The sequence below is a fragment of the Streptomyces sp. NPDC047982 genome, assembly GCF_043204165.1.
Classification (GTDB): Bacteria; Actinomycetota; Actinomycetes; order Streptomycetales; family Streptomycetaceae; genus Streptomyces.
Window position 1 is genome coordinate 86,623 of the sequence record NZ_JBIDBS010000010.1, and the last position, 17,314, is coordinate 103,936.

General features: G+C 70.4%; 26 protein-coding genes. 3 read left to right on the top strand and 23 right to left on the bottom strand.

Features of this window, described 5'->3' with window-relative positions; translation table 11 throughout:
• The 18 genes from ACGF2V_RS14820 to ACGF2V_RS14905 form a co-directional block, all read right to left on the bottom strand.
• Nucleotides 1-1,740, bottom strand: coding sequence for a hypothetical protein (locus ACGF2V_RS14820; RefSeq protein ID WP_362706165.1), 1,740 nt, complete (start codon nucleotides 1,738-1,740; stop codon nucleotides 1-3).
• A gap of 9 nt (nucleotides 1,741-1,749) precedes the next feature.
• On the bottom strand, nucleotides 1,750-2,526 hold the full coding sequence (locus ACGF2V_RS14825) for a phage minor head protein (protein WP_362706162.1): 777 nt from the start codon (nucleotides 2,524-2,526) through the stop codon (nucleotides 1,750-1,752).
• A complete protein-coding gene (locus tag ACGF2V_RS14830; RefSeq protein ID WP_362706159.1) occupies nucleotides 2,523-4,391 on the bottom strand; it encodes a hypothetical protein in 1,869 nt (622 codons plus the stop codon). Before ACGF2V_RS14830 ends, ACGF2V_RS14825 begins: the two co-directional genes overlap by 4 nt.
• 9 nt (nucleotides 4,392-4,400) lie before the next feature.
• Nucleotides 4,401-4,772, bottom strand: coding sequence for a DUF1360 domain-containing protein (locus ACGF2V_RS14835; protein ID WP_362706157.1), 372 nt, complete (start codon nucleotides 4,770-4,772; stop codon nucleotides 4,401-4,403).
• 31 nt (nucleotides 4,773-4,803) lie between these two features.
• Nucleotides 4,804-6,387, bottom strand: coding sequence for a terminase large subunit domain-containing protein (locus ACGF2V_RS14840; protein ID WP_362706155.1), 1,584 nt, complete (start codon nucleotides 6,385-6,387; stop codon nucleotides 4,804-4,806).
• Nucleotides 6,368-6,886: a hypothetical protein gene (locus ACGF2V_RS14845; RefSeq protein ID WP_362706153.1), complete on the bottom strand. Its 519-nt coding sequence runs from the start codon at nucleotides 6,884-6,886 to the stop codon at nucleotides 6,368-6,370. Before ACGF2V_RS14845 ends, ACGF2V_RS14840 begins: the two co-directional genes overlap by 20 nt.
• A gap of 176 nt (nucleotides 6,887-7,062) precedes the next feature.
• Nucleotides 7,063-7,275 (bottom strand): hypothetical protein, encoded by a 213-nt coding sequence (locus tag ACGF2V_RS14850; RefSeq protein WP_362706150.1) that lies wholly within the window; start codon nucleotides 7,273-7,275, stop codon nucleotides 7,063-7,065.
• A 248-nt stretch (nucleotides 7,276-7,523) separates the two neighbouring features.
• On the bottom strand, nucleotides 7,524-8,669 hold the full coding sequence (locus ACGF2V_RS14855; protein ID WP_362706147.1) for a hypothetical protein: 1,146 nt from the start codon (nucleotides 8,667-8,669) through the stop codon (nucleotides 7,524-7,526).
• Nucleotides 8,670-8,671: 2 nt separating this feature from the next.
• Nucleotides 8,672-9,085, bottom strand: coding sequence for a hypothetical protein (locus ACGF2V_RS14860; protein ID WP_362706145.1), 414 nt, complete (start codon nucleotides 9,083-9,085; stop codon nucleotides 8,672-8,674).
• Nucleotides 9,086-9,099: 14 nt separating this feature from the next.
• Entirely contained in the window at nucleotides 9,100-10,179 is a 1,080-nt protein-coding gene (locus tag ACGF2V_RS14865; RefSeq protein WP_362706143.1) for a hypothetical protein, read from the bottom strand.
• Nucleotides 10,176-10,427, bottom strand: a complete 252-nt coding sequence (locus tag ACGF2V_RS14870; RefSeq protein WP_362706141.1) for a hypothetical protein — start codon at nucleotides 10,425-10,427, stop codon at nucleotides 10,176-10,178. Before ACGF2V_RS14870 ends, ACGF2V_RS14865 begins: the two co-directional genes overlap by 4 nt.
• A gap of 41 nt (nucleotides 10,428-10,468) precedes the next feature.
• Complete coding sequence (locus ACGF2V_RS14875) at nucleotides 10,469-11,611, bottom strand: hypothetical protein (protein WP_362706139.1); 1,143 nt, start codon at nucleotides 11,609-11,611, stop codon at nucleotides 10,469-10,471.
• 177 nt (nucleotides 11,612-11,788) lie between these two features.
• Complete coding sequence (locus tag ACGF2V_RS14880; RefSeq protein WP_362706136.1) at nucleotides 11,789-12,112, bottom strand: hypothetical protein; 324 nt, start codon at nucleotides 12,110-12,112, stop codon at nucleotides 11,789-11,791.
• Nucleotides 12,113-12,202: 90 nt separating this feature from the next.
• Nucleotides 12,203-12,412, bottom strand: coding sequence for a hypothetical protein (locus ACGF2V_RS14885; protein ID WP_362706134.1), 210 nt, complete (start codon nucleotides 12,410-12,412; stop codon nucleotides 12,203-12,205).
• A gap of 35 nt (nucleotides 12,413-12,447) precedes the next feature.
• Complete coding sequence (locus ACGF2V_RS14890; protein ID WP_362706131.1) at nucleotides 12,448-12,633, bottom strand: hypothetical protein; 186 nt, start codon at nucleotides 12,631-12,633, stop codon at nucleotides 12,448-12,450.
• 71 nt (nucleotides 12,634-12,704) lie between these two features.
• Nucleotides 12,705-12,854, bottom strand: coding sequence for a hypothetical protein (locus ACGF2V_RS14895; RefSeq protein WP_362706128.1), 150 nt, complete (start codon nucleotides 12,852-12,854; stop codon nucleotides 12,705-12,707).
• Nucleotides 12,854-13,528, bottom strand: coding sequence for a hypothetical protein (locus ACGF2V_RS14900; RefSeq protein ID WP_362706124.1), 675 nt, complete (start codon nucleotides 13,526-13,528; stop codon nucleotides 12,854-12,856). Before ACGF2V_RS14900 ends, ACGF2V_RS14895 begins: the two co-directional genes overlap by 1 nt.
• A complete protein-coding gene (locus ACGF2V_RS14905) occupies nucleotides 13,525-13,875 on the bottom strand; it encodes a hypothetical protein (RefSeq protein ID WP_362706121.1) in 351 nt (116 codons plus the stop codon). Before ACGF2V_RS14905 ends, ACGF2V_RS14900 begins: the two co-directional genes overlap by 4 nt.
• A gap of 162 nt (nucleotides 13,876-14,037) precedes the next feature.
• Between ACGF2V_RS14905 and ACGF2V_RS14910 the strand changes: the two genes are divergently transcribed.
• The gene (locus ACGF2V_RS14910) at nucleotides 14,038-14,331 is read left to right on the top strand and encodes a helix-turn-helix domain-containing protein (protein WP_362706118.1); all 294 of its coding nucleotides are present in this window, start codon (nucleotides 14,038-14,040) and stop codon (nucleotides 14,329-14,331) included.
• A gap of 82 nt (nucleotides 14,332-14,413) precedes the next feature.
• Here the strand turns inward: ACGF2V_RS14910 and ACGF2V_RS14915 are convergent, their stop codons facing one another.
• Nucleotides 14,414-14,743 (bottom strand): hypothetical protein, encoded by a 330-nt coding sequence (locus ACGF2V_RS14915; protein WP_362706116.1) that lies wholly within the window; start codon nucleotides 14,741-14,743, stop codon nucleotides 14,414-14,416.
• 180 nt (nucleotides 14,744-14,923) lie between these two features.
• On the opposite strand from ACGF2V_RS14915, the gene ACGF2V_RS14920 reads away from it, so the two are divergent.
• Nucleotides 14,924-15,073: a hypothetical protein gene (locus tag ACGF2V_RS14920; protein WP_362706114.1), complete on the top strand. Its 150-nt coding sequence runs from the start codon at nucleotides 14,924-14,926 to the stop codon at nucleotides 15,071-15,073.
• Between the two features lie 61 nt (nucleotides 15,074-15,134).
• Nucleotides 15,135-15,353, top strand: a complete 219-nt coding sequence (locus ACGF2V_RS14925) for a hypothetical protein (RefSeq protein WP_362706111.1) — start codon at nucleotides 15,135-15,137, stop codon at nucleotides 15,351-15,353.
• A gap of 3 nt (nucleotides 15,354-15,356) precedes the next feature.
• On the opposite strand, the gene ACGF2V_RS14930 is transcribed toward ACGF2V_RS14925, so the two are convergent.
• The 4 genes from ACGF2V_RS14930 to ACGF2V_RS14945 all read right to left on the bottom strand — a co-directional run bounded on the left by ACGF2V_RS14930 (nucleotide 15,357) and on the right by ACGF2V_RS14945 (nucleotide 17,263).
• A complete protein-coding gene (locus ACGF2V_RS14930; protein ID WP_362706108.1) occupies nucleotides 15,357-15,884 on the bottom strand; it encodes a WhiB family transcriptional regulator in 528 nt (175 codons plus the stop codon).
• A gap of 89 nt (nucleotides 15,885-15,973) precedes the next feature.
• Nucleotides 15,974-16,510 (bottom strand): 3'-5' exoribonuclease domain-containing protein, encoded by a 537-nt coding sequence (locus tag ACGF2V_RS14935; protein ID WP_362706106.1) that lies wholly within the window; start codon nucleotides 16,508-16,510, stop codon nucleotides 15,974-15,976.
• Nucleotides 16,511-16,529: 19 nt separating this feature from the next.
• Nucleotides 16,530-17,060 (bottom strand): hypothetical protein, encoded by a 531-nt coding sequence (locus ACGF2V_RS14940; protein ID WP_362706103.1) that lies wholly within the window; start codon nucleotides 17,058-17,060, stop codon nucleotides 16,530-16,532.
• A complete protein-coding gene (locus ACGF2V_RS14945) occupies nucleotides 17,057-17,263 on the bottom strand; it encodes a hypothetical protein (RefSeq protein WP_362706101.1) in 207 nt (68 codons plus the stop codon). The genes ACGF2V_RS14940 and ACGF2V_RS14945 overlap by 4 nt, the downstream gene beginning before the upstream one ends.
• Nucleotides 17,264-17,314 lie beyond the last annotated feature (51 nt).

Genomic DNA, 17,314 nt, shown 5'->3' on the forward strand with positions numbered 1-17,314 from the left:
TCACGTGGCGCGGGATTCAGCGCGCTTCGCTTCCCACTCGCCGAGGGCTGCACATGCCTTCGCCTGGGTATCGGCCTTCACGTTGCCGCCACCACGGCACCACTGCTTGGTCCGGTTGACGGCCGTGGCGATGGCTCTGCTCTCCGCGTATCCGTGATCGCGGATCAGCGCGTCGGCGATCTCCCGGATGTACGGCGGGAGATGGCCGGTGCCGGTCTGTTCCACCCAGTTCTTCGCGAACTCTGCGCGTGGCCCGTGGAGTCGACTCCTGGCCGCCTGGACTCGCAGGGAGCGCACCCGGGCGGCAGCCGCGCCCGCCCGGGTGCGCCGGTCCTGCTCGGCGAGCACGGCATCGGCCAGCGCCGCCACATCCACCTGCGCAAGCACGGGCGGCGCGGCGCCGGCCGCGCTCCGCGCCATCGCGATGTGCTCGTCCGTCACAGCACCAGACGCGACGAGCGCGTAATCCTCCCTGCTGAGCGGACGGTTCTTCGGCGTGTAGAAGCCCTCATGCCCGGCCGGTACTGCGAGCGCGGCCTTCAGGTCCACGCCGAGACCCTCGTCGCGCCAGTCCCCGGAGTAGTCGGCCAGGGACAGGCGCAGCCGCTGGTCGTCGGTGATGTCGGGCAGGAGAGCACCAGTTACCCAGATGCCGTAGGCGTCCTCGCCGCAGCGGACGGCACCGGCGATGGAGCCGGTGGTCTCGTAGTGCTTGACGGCCTGCTTGGCGGGCGCACCGAGACGTGCGTGGTCGGTGTCCATCGCGAGGGGGCCGACCTCGACCAGGCCCTCGGTGGTGTGGATCGGCCGGGAGTGGAACCGCTCGTACTTGGTCGGCGACTTGGGCGCGAAGATCTTCCGGCCCTGGTAGCTCACGTGAGGCACGCCCCACAGAGCAAGGTGCCCGACGATCCGCCCGTCCTCGCTGATGTGGACCTTCGTCGGCTCGGTCAGTTTCGGGTCGCGGAACCACTCGGTGGGCGGCAGCCAGTTGTCATGCCGGAACGCGGCAGCGACGACCGCCTCCTCGGGGGGATCCGCCGGTCCGTCACCGGCCTCGTTGGCGGGTACGGCGCCGTCCTCGTCGCAGTCGGCCGGCACCCACGTGCCGGTTTCGTCGTCCAGGCGGACACAGGCCGACGGCTCGTCCTCGTCGTCCGGGACCTCCGGCGTCTCCTCATCGTCGGCTGCGAGCGCGGCAGCGGCCATGCCGATCTGTGCCTCGGGGAACGCCGGGTGGGCGAGTAGCGCGGCGCCCATGATGCGCCACCGGGTGTACAGCTCCCCGGCGTCCATGCCGCTGTCGGCCGGGTCGCAGCCGTCGACGGGCTGCCCGTCCTCGTCGACGCACACGATGCGGCCGTCGACGCGGTCAACGTCAGCGCTGACGAATCGGAAGAAGCCGCCGCGGATCTTCCGGGCGAGGGCGGCGCCTTGCGGGTCGTCGAGGTCGACGCGGCCCTGACCCATGACTCGGTGGCCGTCCTGCCACACCTTGTCCAGGGTCATCAGGCCGACGGTCGCCCCGTCGTGGCCGGGGCCGGTGATGTACTGAACGGTAACCGGGAGCGGAAGGGGGCGCACGTCGATCTCGGCGCCGTCATCGAGGGCGAGCATCCGCTGGTCGGCCGACCACTCGTTGACCAGGGTGATAGGGCCGGTCCAGGTGCCGTCGTCCGCGACGGCCACGGTCGCCGGGTCGGCGGCGGCGATGAGAGATGACGTCCAGGGGATGAGCACGGCGGTCTCCTACTCGGCGGGGCTCAGGGTCATGGCGCAGCGGCAGTTGATCGACGTTCCGGGCTTGCCACGGGGGTCGGCAGGGAACTGGACGTGGTCGCCGCCCACGTCGAATGGCTGGTTCAGCGGCTGCGTCTGCCCGTCTGCGACCCGATGCGCGGGACGGGTCCGGTCGTCAGCTGTGGCGAGCCAGGTCTTCATCCACGTCATGCGGGTGCGGGACTGCTCATCGAGGGCAGCGCCAAGCGAACCGGAGTTCAGTGCCGACTGCACCTCAGTGCGCGTCATCGTCGTGGCTGCGCCATCCCAGCCCTCCAGTGTCGCCAGCTCGGCGACTCGTCCGCGCAGCTCGGCCGGTGACTCGCCGCGGGCAATGCCGTCCCGCCATGTCTCCCGCATCCGGGCCCACACCCGGCGCGGGAACTGCCGCAGCCGCTCGGCCAGCTGCTCGCCCTCGTCGTCGGCACGTGCGTCCCCGGCCCCGTCCGGGGCATTCGGTGCGGTGCTCCGGTATGAGCGGCTGAAGACCCTCCGCCACGCCGGGGCGATCCGGCGTCCCACGATCCGCCGCCACAGGCTGTCGTCCGGGAACCCGGCCCAGTCTGGCTCACGGTCATCCGGCGACGCGGCAGCTGTCACCGCGTCGTCGAGTCCGAGCCCGGACCGTACCGCGGACAGGTACTCGGTCAGCGCGGCCCGAACAGCCGGGCCCAGCACCTGTTCCCCGGCCGCGACCTGCGCCCGGTTGTGCATGCGTGCCGCGAGCCACGGATCCGTCACCGTCATGCCGCCGCCCGGTCATGGCCAGCCGCCGCCAGATGGCCGGCGAGCAGCCTGCGCTCGTGCGCGATCCCGGTCAGGAGCAGCCGCCGCACGTACAGATCGACCGCGGCGTGCAGGCCGGTCTCGCCCGGGGTGGCCGCGTGGAAGTCGCGGTACGCGCCGTCGAGCATCTGGTTCAGGTCAGCCTGGTCGGGAGACAGGTGCATGTGCACCTCGTGGACTGGCACGTGGGAGAGCTGTCCGCGCCGGGACCTTCCCGAGCGGGACAACAGCCAGTTCCCGGCCCGCGCGAGAGCTCGGCGCGCGGCGAGGTCGAGGCACGCCATCCGCCATCCGTCGTCCAGCACGGCGGATGCCGCGAGGGGGAGCGCGGGAGGCTCGTCGCGGACCGGTGCCTCAACCGCTGGCGCGACCCGGCTGATTTCCACGGGCGCCCGCGCCGCATCCGTCGCGGCGGCCTGCTCGATGCCTGGCAGTCGCACACCGAGCGCCTCCAGCGCTGCAGGGGCCAGCTGTGCGTTCGTCGTGGCGAGCTGGACGAGGAGGCGTCGGCGCTGCTCGTCCTCGTCGGGCATGTCCTCCGCAGAGAATCCGAGTTCGCGCAGGTAAGCGGCATCGGAGATGGCGCCGCGGGCGTGTGCTTCGGCCGCCTCGGGGGCGCGGTTCGGGCGCTGCTTCAGGTCGGAGGTGTCGTACCAGCATGCCCAGTTCTCCGGGTCTGGCACGCCAAGGGCCTCCCACGCGGGACGGAAGTACTGCGTGGTGAAGGCATCGCAGACCAGGCCAAGCTTCGGCTCAAGGTGCATGGTGATGCCGGTGTCGGAGACGAGCCAACCGGTCCAATGGTTGACGTCGGCCATGCCGGTCAACGCCTCGGGTGGGGTGTCCAGGCCGATCGCCACCCGCTTCGTGGCGGATTCGCGCAGCGGCAGAAGCTGTTCGTCAAGTTGGGCGGCGAAGTCAAACCACTTGAACTTGTCCTCCACGCTTCCGGGAACGCGTAGCAGGATCGGGACCAGGGCGGCGGCGGAATCGCGGTTTCTCAGGGAGGCTCCGAAGGCCTCAATCAGCGCTGCGGTGACCGGATCTGAGTGGATGGGGTTGGGGCCGTCAGACTGCTGTGGTGATGCGGGGGTGACCTCGTCGGAGATGAGTCCGATCCCGGCACCCTTCAGCCGTGAGTCGACCGTCGCAAGGACGTGTGCGGTGAGGCCCTGTAGTTCCCGCAACGGGTCCTGAAGGCCTTGGATGGGCGAGTCCGGGAGGTATCCGAACTCGTCGTCCGGGCGCCATAGACGAATCAGGGTGCAGTCGTCGATGGACAGCTCAATCCGGGCACTCTGCGAATCGGGGAGCTGGACGCGGATCGTTCCGCCGCCACCCGTGCTGGTGACCTCGGACGGGGAACACACCAGCCACCGCCGCTCGCCGCTCGTGGGGTCGTCGAAGCCCACGAGGTAGGACTCGCCGGGGATGTCGAGGTGGACGGACAGGCGGCGCAGCATCTCCGACTGGCCGAGCTGGCCACCCGCCAGCTCCTCCAGCGGGGCAAGGAGTTTCGCCGCCAGCTCGGGGCTCATGTCGTCGTCCTGCGCGTCGACGGGCACCGGCGCGGAGGATCCGTCCGGATCGATCCGTCCCACGTACAGGCGCGCCCTCGATAGACCGTTCGCGGCCCATCGGACCCCGGACTTCAGCTCAGGCACGCTCCGGTAGAAGTCCCAGCCCTGGGCCTGCCATTCCTGCGTCTTCCCGATGACACTGCGGACCTGGTCGCGGGTGATGATCGCCGCCGACGCCAGCACGGCGCCGCCCGCGCCAGGCGGACCGCCGGGCTTGTCACGCTTGTGGAGCTTCCACCAGGCCACAGAGTCCTCCTATCGGCGCTGGTCGCGGACGGACATCGCGACGGCCACGGGGTCGAGGACGATGTGCTTCGGCAGGGGCGGGGAGTCCAGCCACGACGCGGCCAGGGACACGGCGTGCGAGGCGGTGAGCGCCGCGACGACGTACACGTACGGGACGGTGTCGTGCCACGCCCAGTGCGCCACGGCCGCGCCGGCGGATACCCAGATGCTCGTGCACCACGAGCAGTTGATCAGGTCGGCAAGCGACGCGAAGAGGCGGTGCCCGGCGCGTTTGTCGACCGCTGCGCGCACGGGCTGGAACAGGGAGTCGTCGACGATGAACCGCGTGACGCGGGCGATCGCGCCAAGCGTGAGGAGAGCAAGGATCACGGTGAGGGCCACCCCCTGACGGTAGGGGTGGGTACAGCCTGGTTCAGCGGCCGTAGCCGCCGCGGCCGATGCTGATCGACCCGAGACCACCCCGCGCCTGCCCGGCCTGCGACAGCGACACCGCTGCCGGGCTGCTGATGACGTCCGCTGTGACCGGGTGAGCGAATGCGAGCAGCAGCGCGTCAGCGTTGTCTGGACTGCGCCCGAGCCGCTTGATGACCTCCTCTTTCTTCTCCACCCTGATCCGTCCCCGCGGGTCCAGGTCCCAGCGGGGTTCGAGGAGCTGGGCGACGGTGGTGTCGGCGTTGTCCATCCCGGACAGGTCCCATGCGTGCTCGGCGGCCATGTTCCTGCCGATCTCCCACCAGAGTTCGGCGCGCAGGTTGATGTACCGGTCCGGGCGGGAGGCGGCCGATGCCACGTTCACCGCACGGATCGTCGCCGAGTGCTCGCCGCGGTGCGCAGCGTTCCGAAGTTCGCCGATCACGCCGAACCCGACCCCGATCGAGTCGACCTTCACCGCGGTCGCGCCGGTCTCCCGGATCGCGGCGATCACCATGGGGGCGATCTGCTCGGGCCTGTCCGTACGTGCTCGCCATTCCCGCCCGGCTTGCCGGCCGCGGCGTTCGCGGATGACGGTCTCGTCGGAGCCGCCGCCGACGTCGACGCCGAGCTCGACGGGCAGCAGCAGACCGGCCGCGGGCGGGGCGTCGGGGGCGATGCGGCAGGCTGCGATGTCGGAGGCGCGCACGATCTGGTTCGGGCTGTCGTCGCTGAACTCACCGAGGACCTTGGACTTGTAGAGCGGGTTATCCTCGCCCCACTCGCGCCGCTTCTCCTCCACCCACGCCTGGCCCACGAGGGCCGTGGCCATCTCCTCTGGGACCTGTTCGCCGGTGAGGTTGGGGGAGTCGAACGCGCTGATGCCCATGACGTGCCAGGACGAGCCCGGCGCGCACACCTTCCGGAAGTGGCTCGCCGGGTTGTCTGGGTTGCCGATCGCGAGGATCCGGCAGTCCGGGCCGGTCGTCAGCGCATCTGCGGCGGTCCACAGTTGCTCGGGCACGCCGCACGCCTCGTCGATGATGACGAGGACGTACCGGGCGTGAATGCCCTGGAACCCGGACTCGTCCTGGTCGGCCGGCTTCCGCCCGTAGCCGACGAGCTCGTCCTCGATGAGCCACTCGGTCTGGTTGACGCGGCCGGGTAGGTCGGCGGCCTTGTGGTGCTTGCGGATGTACCGCCACAGGATCGCCCGCACCTGTGCAAAGGTCGGCGCGGTGCTCACCACGAACGCGGTGCCGGGTGGGTGCGTGTCCAGCCACCAGCACGCTGCGAGCGCCGCCGTCCACGACTTCCCGACGCCGTGCCCGGACCGTACCGCAATCCGCCGGTGATCCCGCACGGACTCCAGCACCTGGCCCTGCCGCGACCACACCACCTGCCCGAGCCGGGTCTCCACCCATCCGACCGGGTCGGTCGAGTACCGGGCTGCGCGCTGCTCAACTGCTCGCCGGTCTGCCGCGGTCTTGAGCTGGTCCCGGACACGGCGGAGCGCCTGGACGTCCCCGGCGCGAACGAGTTGGTCGATCTGCCGGCGGACGTGGTCAGTCGTCGCTGTCGCCATCTGCCGTGATGGTGTCGAGGAGGCCGCTGATCTCGGCGCCGAGCTGCTCGGCGTCCACGCTCACACGGGCGGGGGCGTCGAGACCGTGGAGCTTGCGGTACGACTCGCGGAGGCTGCGGAGTTCGCGGATCGCGGCGAGGCGGGGGCCGTCGTCGATGACCGGCTGCTCGTCCGGGCCGACGATGAGCCGACCGCCTGAGTGCGCGTAGTGGGTGCGGTCCAGGACGGCAAGGGCTTCTTCGTAAAGGCCGTCGAGCCGCTCTGCTTCGCGGGCGCGGAGGGCTTCGGCGTCGGGGGCGACGATGGCGTGCAGGGCGCGGTTGACGGCGTCGTGTGCGGCCCCCTTGGACGCGAAGCCGAGCTCGTCAGCGATCTGCTGGAAGGTGCGTCCTTGAGCCCGTAGCCGTGCTGCTGCGGCGTAGCGTTCGGCGGTCTCGGGCCGCCGTACCCAGCGTGCGTAGGACGCGCGCGGCCGGTGCTGTCCCTTGAGGTCGTCCATGTCCCCTCCTGGCCCTCCTGGCCCCTCCTGTTGATAGGGAGGGTAGGGGCGGGTACGAGCAGGCCCCGCCTGGTGTGACCAGGCGGGGCCGTGGTCCAGCGCGCAGCAGCCAGAAGCGCGGATGGGATGCGTCCAACCGTACGCTCCGGGGCCGACAACGGGGTGCGGTCAGCGGGTCACCTGTGCCGCGGTGTCCAGCGGCCCGCGTCAAGGTCGGCGAGCTCGGCGCGGTACTCGTCGACTGCGGCGCCCATGTCCTTGGCGAGGCGGTGCTGTCCGGCGGCCTGCAACTCGCGTTGGCTGCGCCGGGCGGTGGCGATGTCTGCCTCGATCTCCTGGCGGGTTTCGGCGGGGGTCTGGGTCACGCGGAAGTGTCGACTGCTGGCCATGGGTCTGCCTTTCTCGTTATTCGGTGATCGGCCGCCGGTCGGCCGGCGCGCGCTCCGGGTGGGCCGGGGCGTCCGCTGGGAGGCCGGTGGTGGCCCCTCTCGGCACCCGGCGTTTGAGCGTCAGGGAGACCGATAGGAGGGGTGTCAGGTGTGCGATAGGGGGCCGATAGAACCGCAGGTCAGAGCGGTGATAGGGCGGTCTATCGGGGGCCTTGGCCCCTCTGCTGGGAGAGGGGCGGGGAAGGGGCTCAGAAGGGGGTGTCCGCGCCCCCGGGGATGATGCGTAGAGCGGCCGGTGCGGGGCCCTCTGCGGGGGCTGGAGAGAGGGCCTCGGCAGGGGGCGGTTCGGGGGCCTCACCGACCGGCTGAGCGGGGGTGCCAGGGCCCCCCTCGGCGGGGGTGGCAGCGCGGGCACGGACCCACTCTGTAGGGGTCATCCCCAGGGCCTCCCCGACCGTGTCCACGCGTAGTCCGACGCGGGTGACGGACTTGCCCTTGATCCGCATGCCGACCTTGTCGTCTACGGGGAGGCCGGTCGACTCCACCCATGCCCGCAGGACGGTGACCTTGGTGCCCTCGGGGATCAGGTGGGCAGCCGCTGCGGAGTCGCGGACGACGTCCAGGTGCACGGCGCGCCGGCCTGCTGATTCGGCGTCAGCCAGGCACCGCAGCACGTGCCACAGCAGCCTCTCGCCGCGGTCCGCAGCCTCCGTGCCGCTCTCCAACGGGGCGTGCGCAGCGGCCGTCCTCCCACCTTCTCCGTCGGGCGCAATCCGGCCGACGATCCAGGCGACTGGCACGAAGATCACCAGCACGAACCCGGCTGCTCTCAGAGCAGACACGGGGTGGTCAGCGGCCCAGGCAAGCAGGCCAGTGACGGCGCCGCCCGCGAACGGGATCAAGGTCTTCACGACGAACGTCCCGACCATGCCGGTGATGATCAGCGCGCCGATGACTGTGTCGATGCTGACAGTGCTGTTCTTCTTCTCGCTCTTCTTTCCCTTGGCCGTCTTCTTGCCGCTCTCTGCCGCCTTCTCTTCTCCTTCCTTTCCCTCTGTTGTGCCTGTTCCGCGGCTCTTACGGACGAGTGCCACGGCCATAGTCACGGCGCGCCGGGCGAGTGCCCAGGAGCTGCGGAAGATGATCAGGGCGCCGATTCGTGCGGCGTGCAGGTCGCCGCGGTTGACGAGGTAGGGGCGGAGTGACGGGGCCGACATGGCCCGCTCACCGTTCGAGGTCCGGTCCCCTTCCTGCAGGAAGCGGGCCCAGGCGGTGGTACACCATTCCCGCAGGCGGAGTGCGGTGGAGATCCCCTGGGCGGAGGCGAGTTCTACGACGTCGGCCAGGTCCAGGTCCTCGTCGTCGGGGTCCGGCTTGACCAGGTTGACGGCCATGGTCAGGACACCACCATGCCGGTCATGTTGCTGATGAGGTTCGTGAAGGTGGCGAAGATTCCGCCAGCTGCGGTGAAGAGCGAGGGAAGCATCAGGGCGAGCACGCCAGTACGGAACTTGTGCGGCTTCATGCCGTAGATGAGGACGCACATCAGGAGGGCCACGGCGCCCGAGCCGAAGTTCCCCGCAGATCCGAAGCTGTTCTGAATTGCCTCGGACATGCCACCGCCCATGTCCTTGACGAAGGCGAAGGTCTCACCGGCCTGCGCGTACAACTGGCCGGTGATGAATGCGACTCCGACGACCCCCTCGTTGCTGAGCTTGATCTTCCACTCGCCACGGGCGCCGAGAATCAGGAGCGCGGTCATGAGGACTGCTGCGCCGGTGAAGCCGATGGCTCCGAAGATCTGGTTCACGAGTGTTCGGCCTTTCAGTTCGTGCCGTGGAGGATGAATTCGACGGTGGTGGTGGCGGCGGGAATGTGGGCGGCCCAGACGACCGCTTTCCAAGGCCATTGCTGGCCGTATTCGCCGGTAAAGCCGCGTACTACGCGGTAGGCAAGCTGGCTTCCGAGCGCGAGACTGCCGCCGATGAAGACGGCAGGCCCGGCCATGGCCAGTACGGCGATCAGGGCCAGCGAGGAGGCGAAGACGAGGCCGCCGAACCGGTTGCGCATCGACAGGCCGACGATGCCGATACAGGCCGTGCATCCGGCTCCGGGGATGGCGTACTGGTCGGACATGTTCAGCAGGCCCGACACCCAGTCATCCAGGCCCATTGACCAGCCCATTCCGTACGCCGTGGCGGCGAAGATGACCTGACGGCCCCGGGGGTTATTCAGGAAGCCGCCGGACGTGTCCTTCGGCGCTTCCCTCCGGGCTTCGTGGTCCTGCTTCAGCCGCCCCCAGGCGCGCCGGGCCTTCGACGGGGCGTCGGCCGGCGGGGTGCCTTCCGCGTCGTCGTCACCGTCGTCTTCGCCGCTGTCGGCCGGGGCTTCCTTCTTGACGACCTGGACGACCTTGGGCTTTACGGGTTCGACTGGCTCCGCGGGGGTCGGGGACGTCGGTGCGGGGGCGTCTTCGGGGAGGTTGCCGGTGAAGGTGTCCTGGTCAGCCTTGTCGTCCTTATAGACGTTGTCCCACCAGTTCTTCGGTACGGGCCTCGGGCGACGTGGCGCGGGGAACACAGGGGGCGCGACAGGCTTGGGGGGCGTTGCCGGGGTCTCTACGACTGGCTTGATATCGGGTGAGGGGGCGATGGCGGCTGGCGTGTAGGTCTCCGCTGGGGCCGGTTCGATTGCTGCGGCGTCACTCGCGATCTTCAGGCTCTGGTCGGCCTCGGGCGTGGTTGCTGCGGCGGTGTCCTCCGGGACCGTTTCCGTGGTTGGAACAGGGGCGGCGGAGTCTGCCAGGACGGCGTCCAGGTCTGCGAGGAAGTCGTCGACGCTGCGCGCCGCGGGCCTCTCTACCGGCGCCTCAGTACTTGTGGACTCGGACTGGTCGATGCTCATGCCGTACCCCACCGGTCGATCGCGCGGATCACGGCGGCGCGGGCGCGGCGTTCGTCGAGGCCGGGAGCGGTCGGGTCGCCGCCGTTGATGACGGTGAGGGTGGGGCGGCGGGCCCAGGCGTAGCCGTCGGGCAGCGCAACGCCGAGCGTGTGCCGGATGTCGCTGTCGTGGGCCGGGCGGTTGGTGGTGCGGGCCTGCCTCGGGTCGGCCGGGCGGGGCCTCGGGGCGTAGTACGTCGTGGTCGTCATCGGTGCTTCCTCGCGGGTGCGGGTGGTGGGCTCAGGGCTGGTTACATGTAGAGGCCGGTGCCGTCGCCGACGCGGTCGCGGGCGATCTTGAGCCGTCGGCCAGCGGTGGCGGGGCTCACGCCGAGGAGCTGAGCCGCGGTGGTCTTGGTGAGCTGCTCGCCGATCCTGAGACGGTGAGCCAGGGCGGAGACCTGCTGCTCTTCCCGGCTCAGCGAGGAGGCGGGCTCGTCGTCGGCGGGGTGTGGCTTCGCGTCCGGCTCGCTGTGCTGGTGCGCCGGGGTGGGGTCATCCAGGCTCAAGACCGGCTCAGGCTCAATGCCCTGGTCACTGGGGGTGGGAGAAGCGGCAGCGGGCTCGGCTGGGGTGAGCACGGGAGTGCTCGGCTCGTCTTCCGTGACGGTCTCAGCGCCCGGCTCATCGGTGGGCTCACCGTCTGGCTCACCCGGCTCAAGAGCGGGCCGGACCGGCTCAGCAGGCAGGCTCACGGGAACTGGTGTCGGCTCAGTGCCGCCTTGGAGCATGGACAGGAGAGCCGTGTCCGCTCCCTGGGTGAGCCGTGTCCGCTGCACGGCGATGAGCTCCGAGCCGAGCTGCGCGTCACCGCTCCCAGTCCGGCTCATGAGCCGCCACGCCATGAGAGCCGACCGGCTCTTCACCCACTCCCACGGATGCCGCTCAGACCGAGCCGTGTGGTACGCGATCCGGCGCATGAGGTCGGCGTTGCGGCGTTGCGCCTCCATGTCGACACCGGTGCAGTAGACGACGACTCGGCGGGCGACAAGGCCAATGCCCTCGGCCGAGACGCACATCGCCATCGGCGTGACGGCGAACACGACAGCCTCCGTCGAGGTCGCCGCGAGCTTGGCACTGGTCGCCGAGGCGACCGCGGGCAGGAGCCACAGGCCCAAGCGGACGGGGGCTGGCGCTGCCTGGCCAAGCAGGGTCAGCAGCACGTACACGAGCGCGAGGACGAACGTCGCGCCCTCCCCGGCCGCGACGACACCGGCCGCGGTCCCGTTGTCGGGGAACACCGTCTTGACGTTGCTGTAGGTGCCCCAGGCTCCGAACCCTCCCGCGGCGACCATCGGGACGGTGGCGATGACGAGGACCGCGATCTGCCCCCTGGTGAGGGAACGGACAGAGACGCTGTGGGGGATGTCCTTCTTGGCGGGTGTGGTGGACACGGGGTGGCTCCAGTCCGGTGTCAGCGGGCGATGAGGTAGGTGATGAGGACGAGTGGCCAGGCCATGGCCAGGAGGTAGAGGGCGCGCATGGGGGTCCTCGCGGGACGGGGCTCCGGCTGGTCCGGGCCTCTCCGCCGCCACCGGCCGGGGTGGCTGGTGACGACAGGGAGGTCCGGGTCAGGCGGTCGGCTTCGGCATGGCGCGGCACTTCTCCGCGTGCGCCTGCGCCCACTCACGGGCCCGCTTGTCGGCCGCCTCCGGCTCGTGCTTCTCTTCCAGGGCACCAGCGAAGGGGTAGTGGGAGCGCCAGTGGCTGGCCTCCTCGGTCGCCTGGCAGCCGGTGCAGGTGGCGAGCGTGGCGAACGGCTCGGGCGGGTTGTGGATGGTGAGCCGGTGGGTCAGGTCGACGGCGAGGTCATCGCGGCCGAGGGACGACCCGGCCACGGTGAGGTATCGGGCGAAGACGTTCGTCGGCCAAGCGGCGGTGGTCTGCGCGGTCATGAGATTCCTTCCGGTTGTCGGCTGGTGCACGGGAGTGCCCCGGGCCGGACCTGATCCGGCGCCCTCGTGGCGTGGCCGGGGCTGTGGCGGTCAGGCGTCCTGGCGGGTGATGGCGTCGAGAACGTCGCGGAGCATGTCGGCGGGAAGGAGGCCGTTGTCGATGGCTGCGAGGGTGGCGAACTCCTTGGCGATCCGCTCCCTGCCCTCGGTCAGGAGCGCCGGGTAGTTGCGGTTGTCCTCCTCGTTTGTCGCTGCGGCCTTGCGGAGCAGTGCGGCGGCCTCTTCGAGGTAGCGGCTCACGATCGGACTCCTCTGGTTGTTGGGGTGGTGGCTGGCTACTGCGGGCGGGCGGCGCGGAGGTCGTCGTCGGTGGCCCCGGCGGCGTGGGCGGCGGCCACGGCGGTGCGTGCGGCCTGTAGCGCGCTCTCCGCCTCGGGGCTCGTTCGGCCGTACTCGTTGATCGCCGTGGTGGCGACGGCGACGGCGTTGATCGCGGCCTGCGTCGCTGCGACCTTGCTCATGCGGGTGTCCTCTCGGATTGGGTGGCCGGGCCGCGCGGGGAATGTGGCGCGGCCCGGCCGGACTGGGTTGGTCAGCTGGCGGCTTCGTTTCCGTGCATGCGGGCGAACGCGAGTGCGTTTCGGGCCTCGGCCTCCCGGGCTTGTGTGGCGGCGTATTCGGCGGCGGCCTGGCGCTGAAGCTCGGCCACGCGCTCGGCGGCGGCCTCTTCTTCAGTGGGCATCAGAGGGCACCTCCGACCTGGGCGAGGACCCGGCGCCCGTACTCGCCGCGACTGATCTGGCCCGTCGGGAACGGCAAGACGCGGAGTACGGGTCGCGCGGCGGCGGCGCTGCCAGCGGTGCGGAGGGCGACCGTCATACGGGCGGCCTCGGTCATCGGGTCGGCCGGCCGGTGCGTGGTGAAGTGCGAGGCGATCTTTTCCAGGGCCGCGGACTTGCGCGGCTTGATGCGGCGGAGGGCTTCCTCCACGTCCGGGTCCGAGTCGCCGTTGTGGGCTGTGGCGGGCAGGGCCTTGAGGGCGTCGCGCATGGCGCGGGCGGTGGGGCCGTAGAGCGGCTGGTCGACGGGGACCGCGTGGAGGGGCTCGTTCGCGACCGGGTTGGAGTCGGCGGCCACTCCCGAGACGACGTGCGCGACGGCGACGGCGGCGGGGTCGCCGCTGCGGGTGGCGGCGGTGGTGAGCTGGTCGACGGTGTTCTGGGTGGCGCGCTCGGCGGCCTCGGCCTCGGCGAGTTCCTCGCGCTGCCGGGCGACGTACTGCACGAGGCCGGACAGCTCGGCCCCGGCGTTCTCGCGGTCGTAGTGGCTGTTGTGCAGGTGCCACGTCCGCTCCAGGCGGGCGATCTTCTTCTCGCACTCGGCAATGTCGGCGCGGATGTCGTCGGCGGCGATCATGCGGCCACCTCCAGGAGGCGGGCGCGGGCGGCGATGTACGCGGCCTTGCGCGGCCGGTAGACGGCGAGCGCGGTGCGGAACTGGTCGGCGGTGTAGCGGACGACGCGGCGCAGTCGGCCGCGGCCGTCGACGGTCCGGCGGGTTCGGCCGGCCTTTCCGACGAGGCCGAGGCGCTTCGCGGCGGTGCGGAGCCCGTTGGCGATGCCCTTCGCGGTCTCGGCGGACTCTCCCCGGGCGATCACGTGGGACGCGAGGGAGTGCGGACGGTTGGCGCGGGCGCGGTCCCGGAGGACGGCGCGGGCGGTGCGGCGTGTTGCGCGGCGTTCGCGGCGGATAGCCTTGGTCACGGTCAGTCTCCTGGTGATGTCAGGTTTCTGGCTGCCCCCGGCCCATATGGCGTGCCAGCGCCGGGCCGGGGGCTTTTGCGTAGCAGCGTGGGCTACTTCCATAGACTGTATGGGTCCCATACACTCTTGGCAAGTACCCCGCCCGATTGGAGAGGTGCGGGTGTGAGCGACAAGGAGGTGCGGCAGGTGTCTCAAGCCCTGGATGCTGTCGAGCAGATCGCCGACCTGGAAGCGCGCGTGCGAGCCAAGAGTCAGGTCATGGCGGAGCAGGTGAAGCGCAACAAGACGTGGCAGAAGGAGCGTCGAGACCTGGTTTTCGACCTGAAGGCGGAGGGCCTGTCGTATCGGAAGATCGCCGAACGAGTGGGAACGTCGCTCGCAACGGTTCAGGACATCCTGCGCGGCTACTCGGGATCTGGCTCGCACAGGCCGAGGAAGGGTGATGCTGAGAAGTAGCCAGGCGCAGCAGAGCCCCCACGCTGTCCGAATCGGCGTGGGGGCCCTTTGCTGTCCGCGTCCAGGCTACCGCCGGGTGGGGTCAGTGGGTGAGCCAGCGGATGACCATCAGGAGCAGGATCCCGCCGCCGAGGAGCATCGCGGCCTGCCGGAAGTATTCGGTCTCGCTGACCTTCTGGACCGACTTGGACGTGAGTCCGCGGTAGATGCCTCGGGCCAACCCGGCCGCGCCCGCCCGTACTACGCTGCCCACCTCGTCGAGCGGGCCCGGCGTTTCGATGATCTGGCCGTCCGGGCGGGCGCCGCCGTGGGCCTGGTACTTGTGGGCTTTCTGGTCGGCCTGGGCGTCGTAGAGGTCGTCGCGGGTGTCCCAGGTGAGGCGGCAGGTGTGGCAGCGGTAGGTGTATCGCACGGTCCGGACGGTATCGGCCGGCGCGTGGTCCGCGTCGGGAAATGCGCCAGGTTGTCCAGAAGGGCCCCGTGGCGTCGCCGAGTCCAGTAGGTTCCGACCTTTCGGACCATTCGACGAGGGGACGCAATGAGTAGCGGGTGTCGGGACTGTGGGACGTGTACGAAGCCGGGGCTGGCCCGGATGATCCAGAACTGGGCTGTGGGCTTCATGCACCTGTGCACGGCGGGGATCTCATGGGCGGTGAAGCGAGGCGGGATGAAGCACTGCCCGCAGTGCAAGCACCTGCTCGGCCGGCACGTACGGCGGTCGGACGGTTCGTTCATCGACTGACCGTCCGTCGTTTGGCCGGTGCTGGGGTGCGGCCAGGCGCTGGCCGTCGGACGCTGGGGCCATGCGTCGTGTGCCTGTGGTCGTGTACCCGCCGGACGAGTCCGGCGGCCGGCGGGTGCGTGTCGACGGAGAGATCCTCGGCCTGGCGCACTCGGTCCGGGACGTGACGGAGTTCCTGCGCCGTGCTGGCCTGGACGACATCACCGAGGACGACGTAGCCACGTCCGGGATGATCGAGTGGCGGGGCGGCGGTCCTGAGACGTGGCCCGCGCCGTGGTGAGGGTCACGCCGCCGTTCGCCGGTACCACTTCCCCGGGCTGGGGCGGTCGGCGTAGTACGCCTGCCGGGCGGCCCGGCACCGGACGCAGGTCGGCAGCCCGAGCAGCCGCTCGAGCCGGTATCCGGTCAGGGACCCGCCGTGATCGGCGTGTTCGTGCGCCAGTCGCTTCAGTCGCTGATCGCGAGCCCGCTCGGCATGGGCTTCGCGGCAGGTCAGGCAGGACTCGCCGCGCAGGAAATGGCTGCGCCACCCGGCGTCGGTGCCGCAGGGTGGGCGGGGGCGGGCGCGTTTGGCGCGTTCGGCGGGGGTGAGGCCGCCCCAGATACCGTCGGTTTCGCCGCAGCGGATGGCGTGGTCGGCGCACGCCTGCCGGATGGGGCACTGGGCGCAGAGGGCCTTGGCTTCGGCGACGGCGGCCTTGGTCGGGGTGCTGAGGAACGGGTGGACGAACAGGTCGCCGCGCCCGTGGCAGGGAGTACGGGCGCCGGCGGGCAGGGTGCGGAGGAAGTCGGGGAGTACGGCGTCGATCATCGCGGGTGGTCCTTGGGTGCGGGTACGGTGATCTCGCCGAGTGGGGCGCGCCGGTCCGGCCAGACAGCAGGCGCGCCCCGCCGTCGCGTTCAGGACCGGGCAGCCTCGTCTAGGAACTGGGCTCGGACGAGGTTGTGGCGAGCATCAGCGAGGGCGTTGTGCAGCCCGTCCGGCTGAGGCGGGAGATCCGCCGGAGTGAGCCCGAGCCGCTTGGCCTCGGTGACCAGGTCGTCGGTCTGCATGGGGATGCCGGGCGGCAGCTCGCTCATCGGGCCGAAGAGCTGGGCCAGGGCGACGTGGTCGTAGGCCGCGTAGTACGCCCACAGGTCAGGGTCCGGGGTCTCGGTGATGAACTGGTGCACCATGCGGGCGATCTGGGCTCGGGGGCGTACGTCGGGGTGGGTGACGTCTAGGCGGTCCATGCCGCGCTGGCCGGCGGGGTTCTTGGTGATGGGGAGGGACGGCCAGACGTTGGCCATGAGCCAGCCGTGGCGGCGGATGGCGTCCTGGTCGAACTCAGAGGAGACGGCGTAGAGATCGCGGCCGTCCTCGGCCACCATGCCGATGGAGATCAGGTCGATGGTGTGGCCGTTCTCGAGGAACTCGGTGTCGTAGAAGATCCGCATGGTCATTGCTCCTTCGTGTTCAGGCGGCGTTGTCGAGCATGCTGAGCAGTTCACGGGCGTAGCTGCTGGCGGGGGCTCCCTGCCCGTACCAGCGGTCCGCAAGGTCCCGAACTCGGGCGACGGCGGCTACGTCGCGGAGGGCGCGCTGGGCGACGGCGCGCTGCTGGGCGATCACCTTGTCGCGGGCCCGGATCTCGGCGCGCAGGTCGGCGATCTCCTCCTCGGACCGAAGCATTACCCGAAGCGCCGCGGACAACTGGACCTGAAGCCCCTCACCCGCAGGCTGGTCTTTTCCACCTACGGCGCACGGCCGTTCTCCGCATTCGCAGTTGGAGCAGTGCGCGCAGATCGGTTTCCCGAGGTAGTTGTGGTAGACGATGGGGCCGCCCCCGCAGATGCAGCACCCGCTGGTGTCTGGTCGGCTGGCCCACTGGATGCCGCGCATGTCCTGGTGGATGTGGCCGAGGTGTCCGGGCCGGAGGATGCACGGTCCGACGGGCGGCCGGTCGGTGTGGGTGGAGTACTCGGCGCAGATGGTGGTGCTGGTCACTGCTGCTCACCCCGCACCGCTGCAACGAGTGCAAGAAGAGCTGTGGCGACCGCGAGGTTCGACTGGGCGGTGAGAAAGCCCGCAGCGGTGGGACCGTCCATGTTGCGGCGGCGCCCGTCGGGAAGCTCTGCCGCACGACTGATGTCGCTGGAAATGCTGTTGATCAGGCGTGTTGCGTCGTTGATCAGGTGCTGTGTGGTCATGGGTCTCCGTTCGCGGCGGTTGGGGTTCGGGGGCCGCCCCGGGGTGCGGGG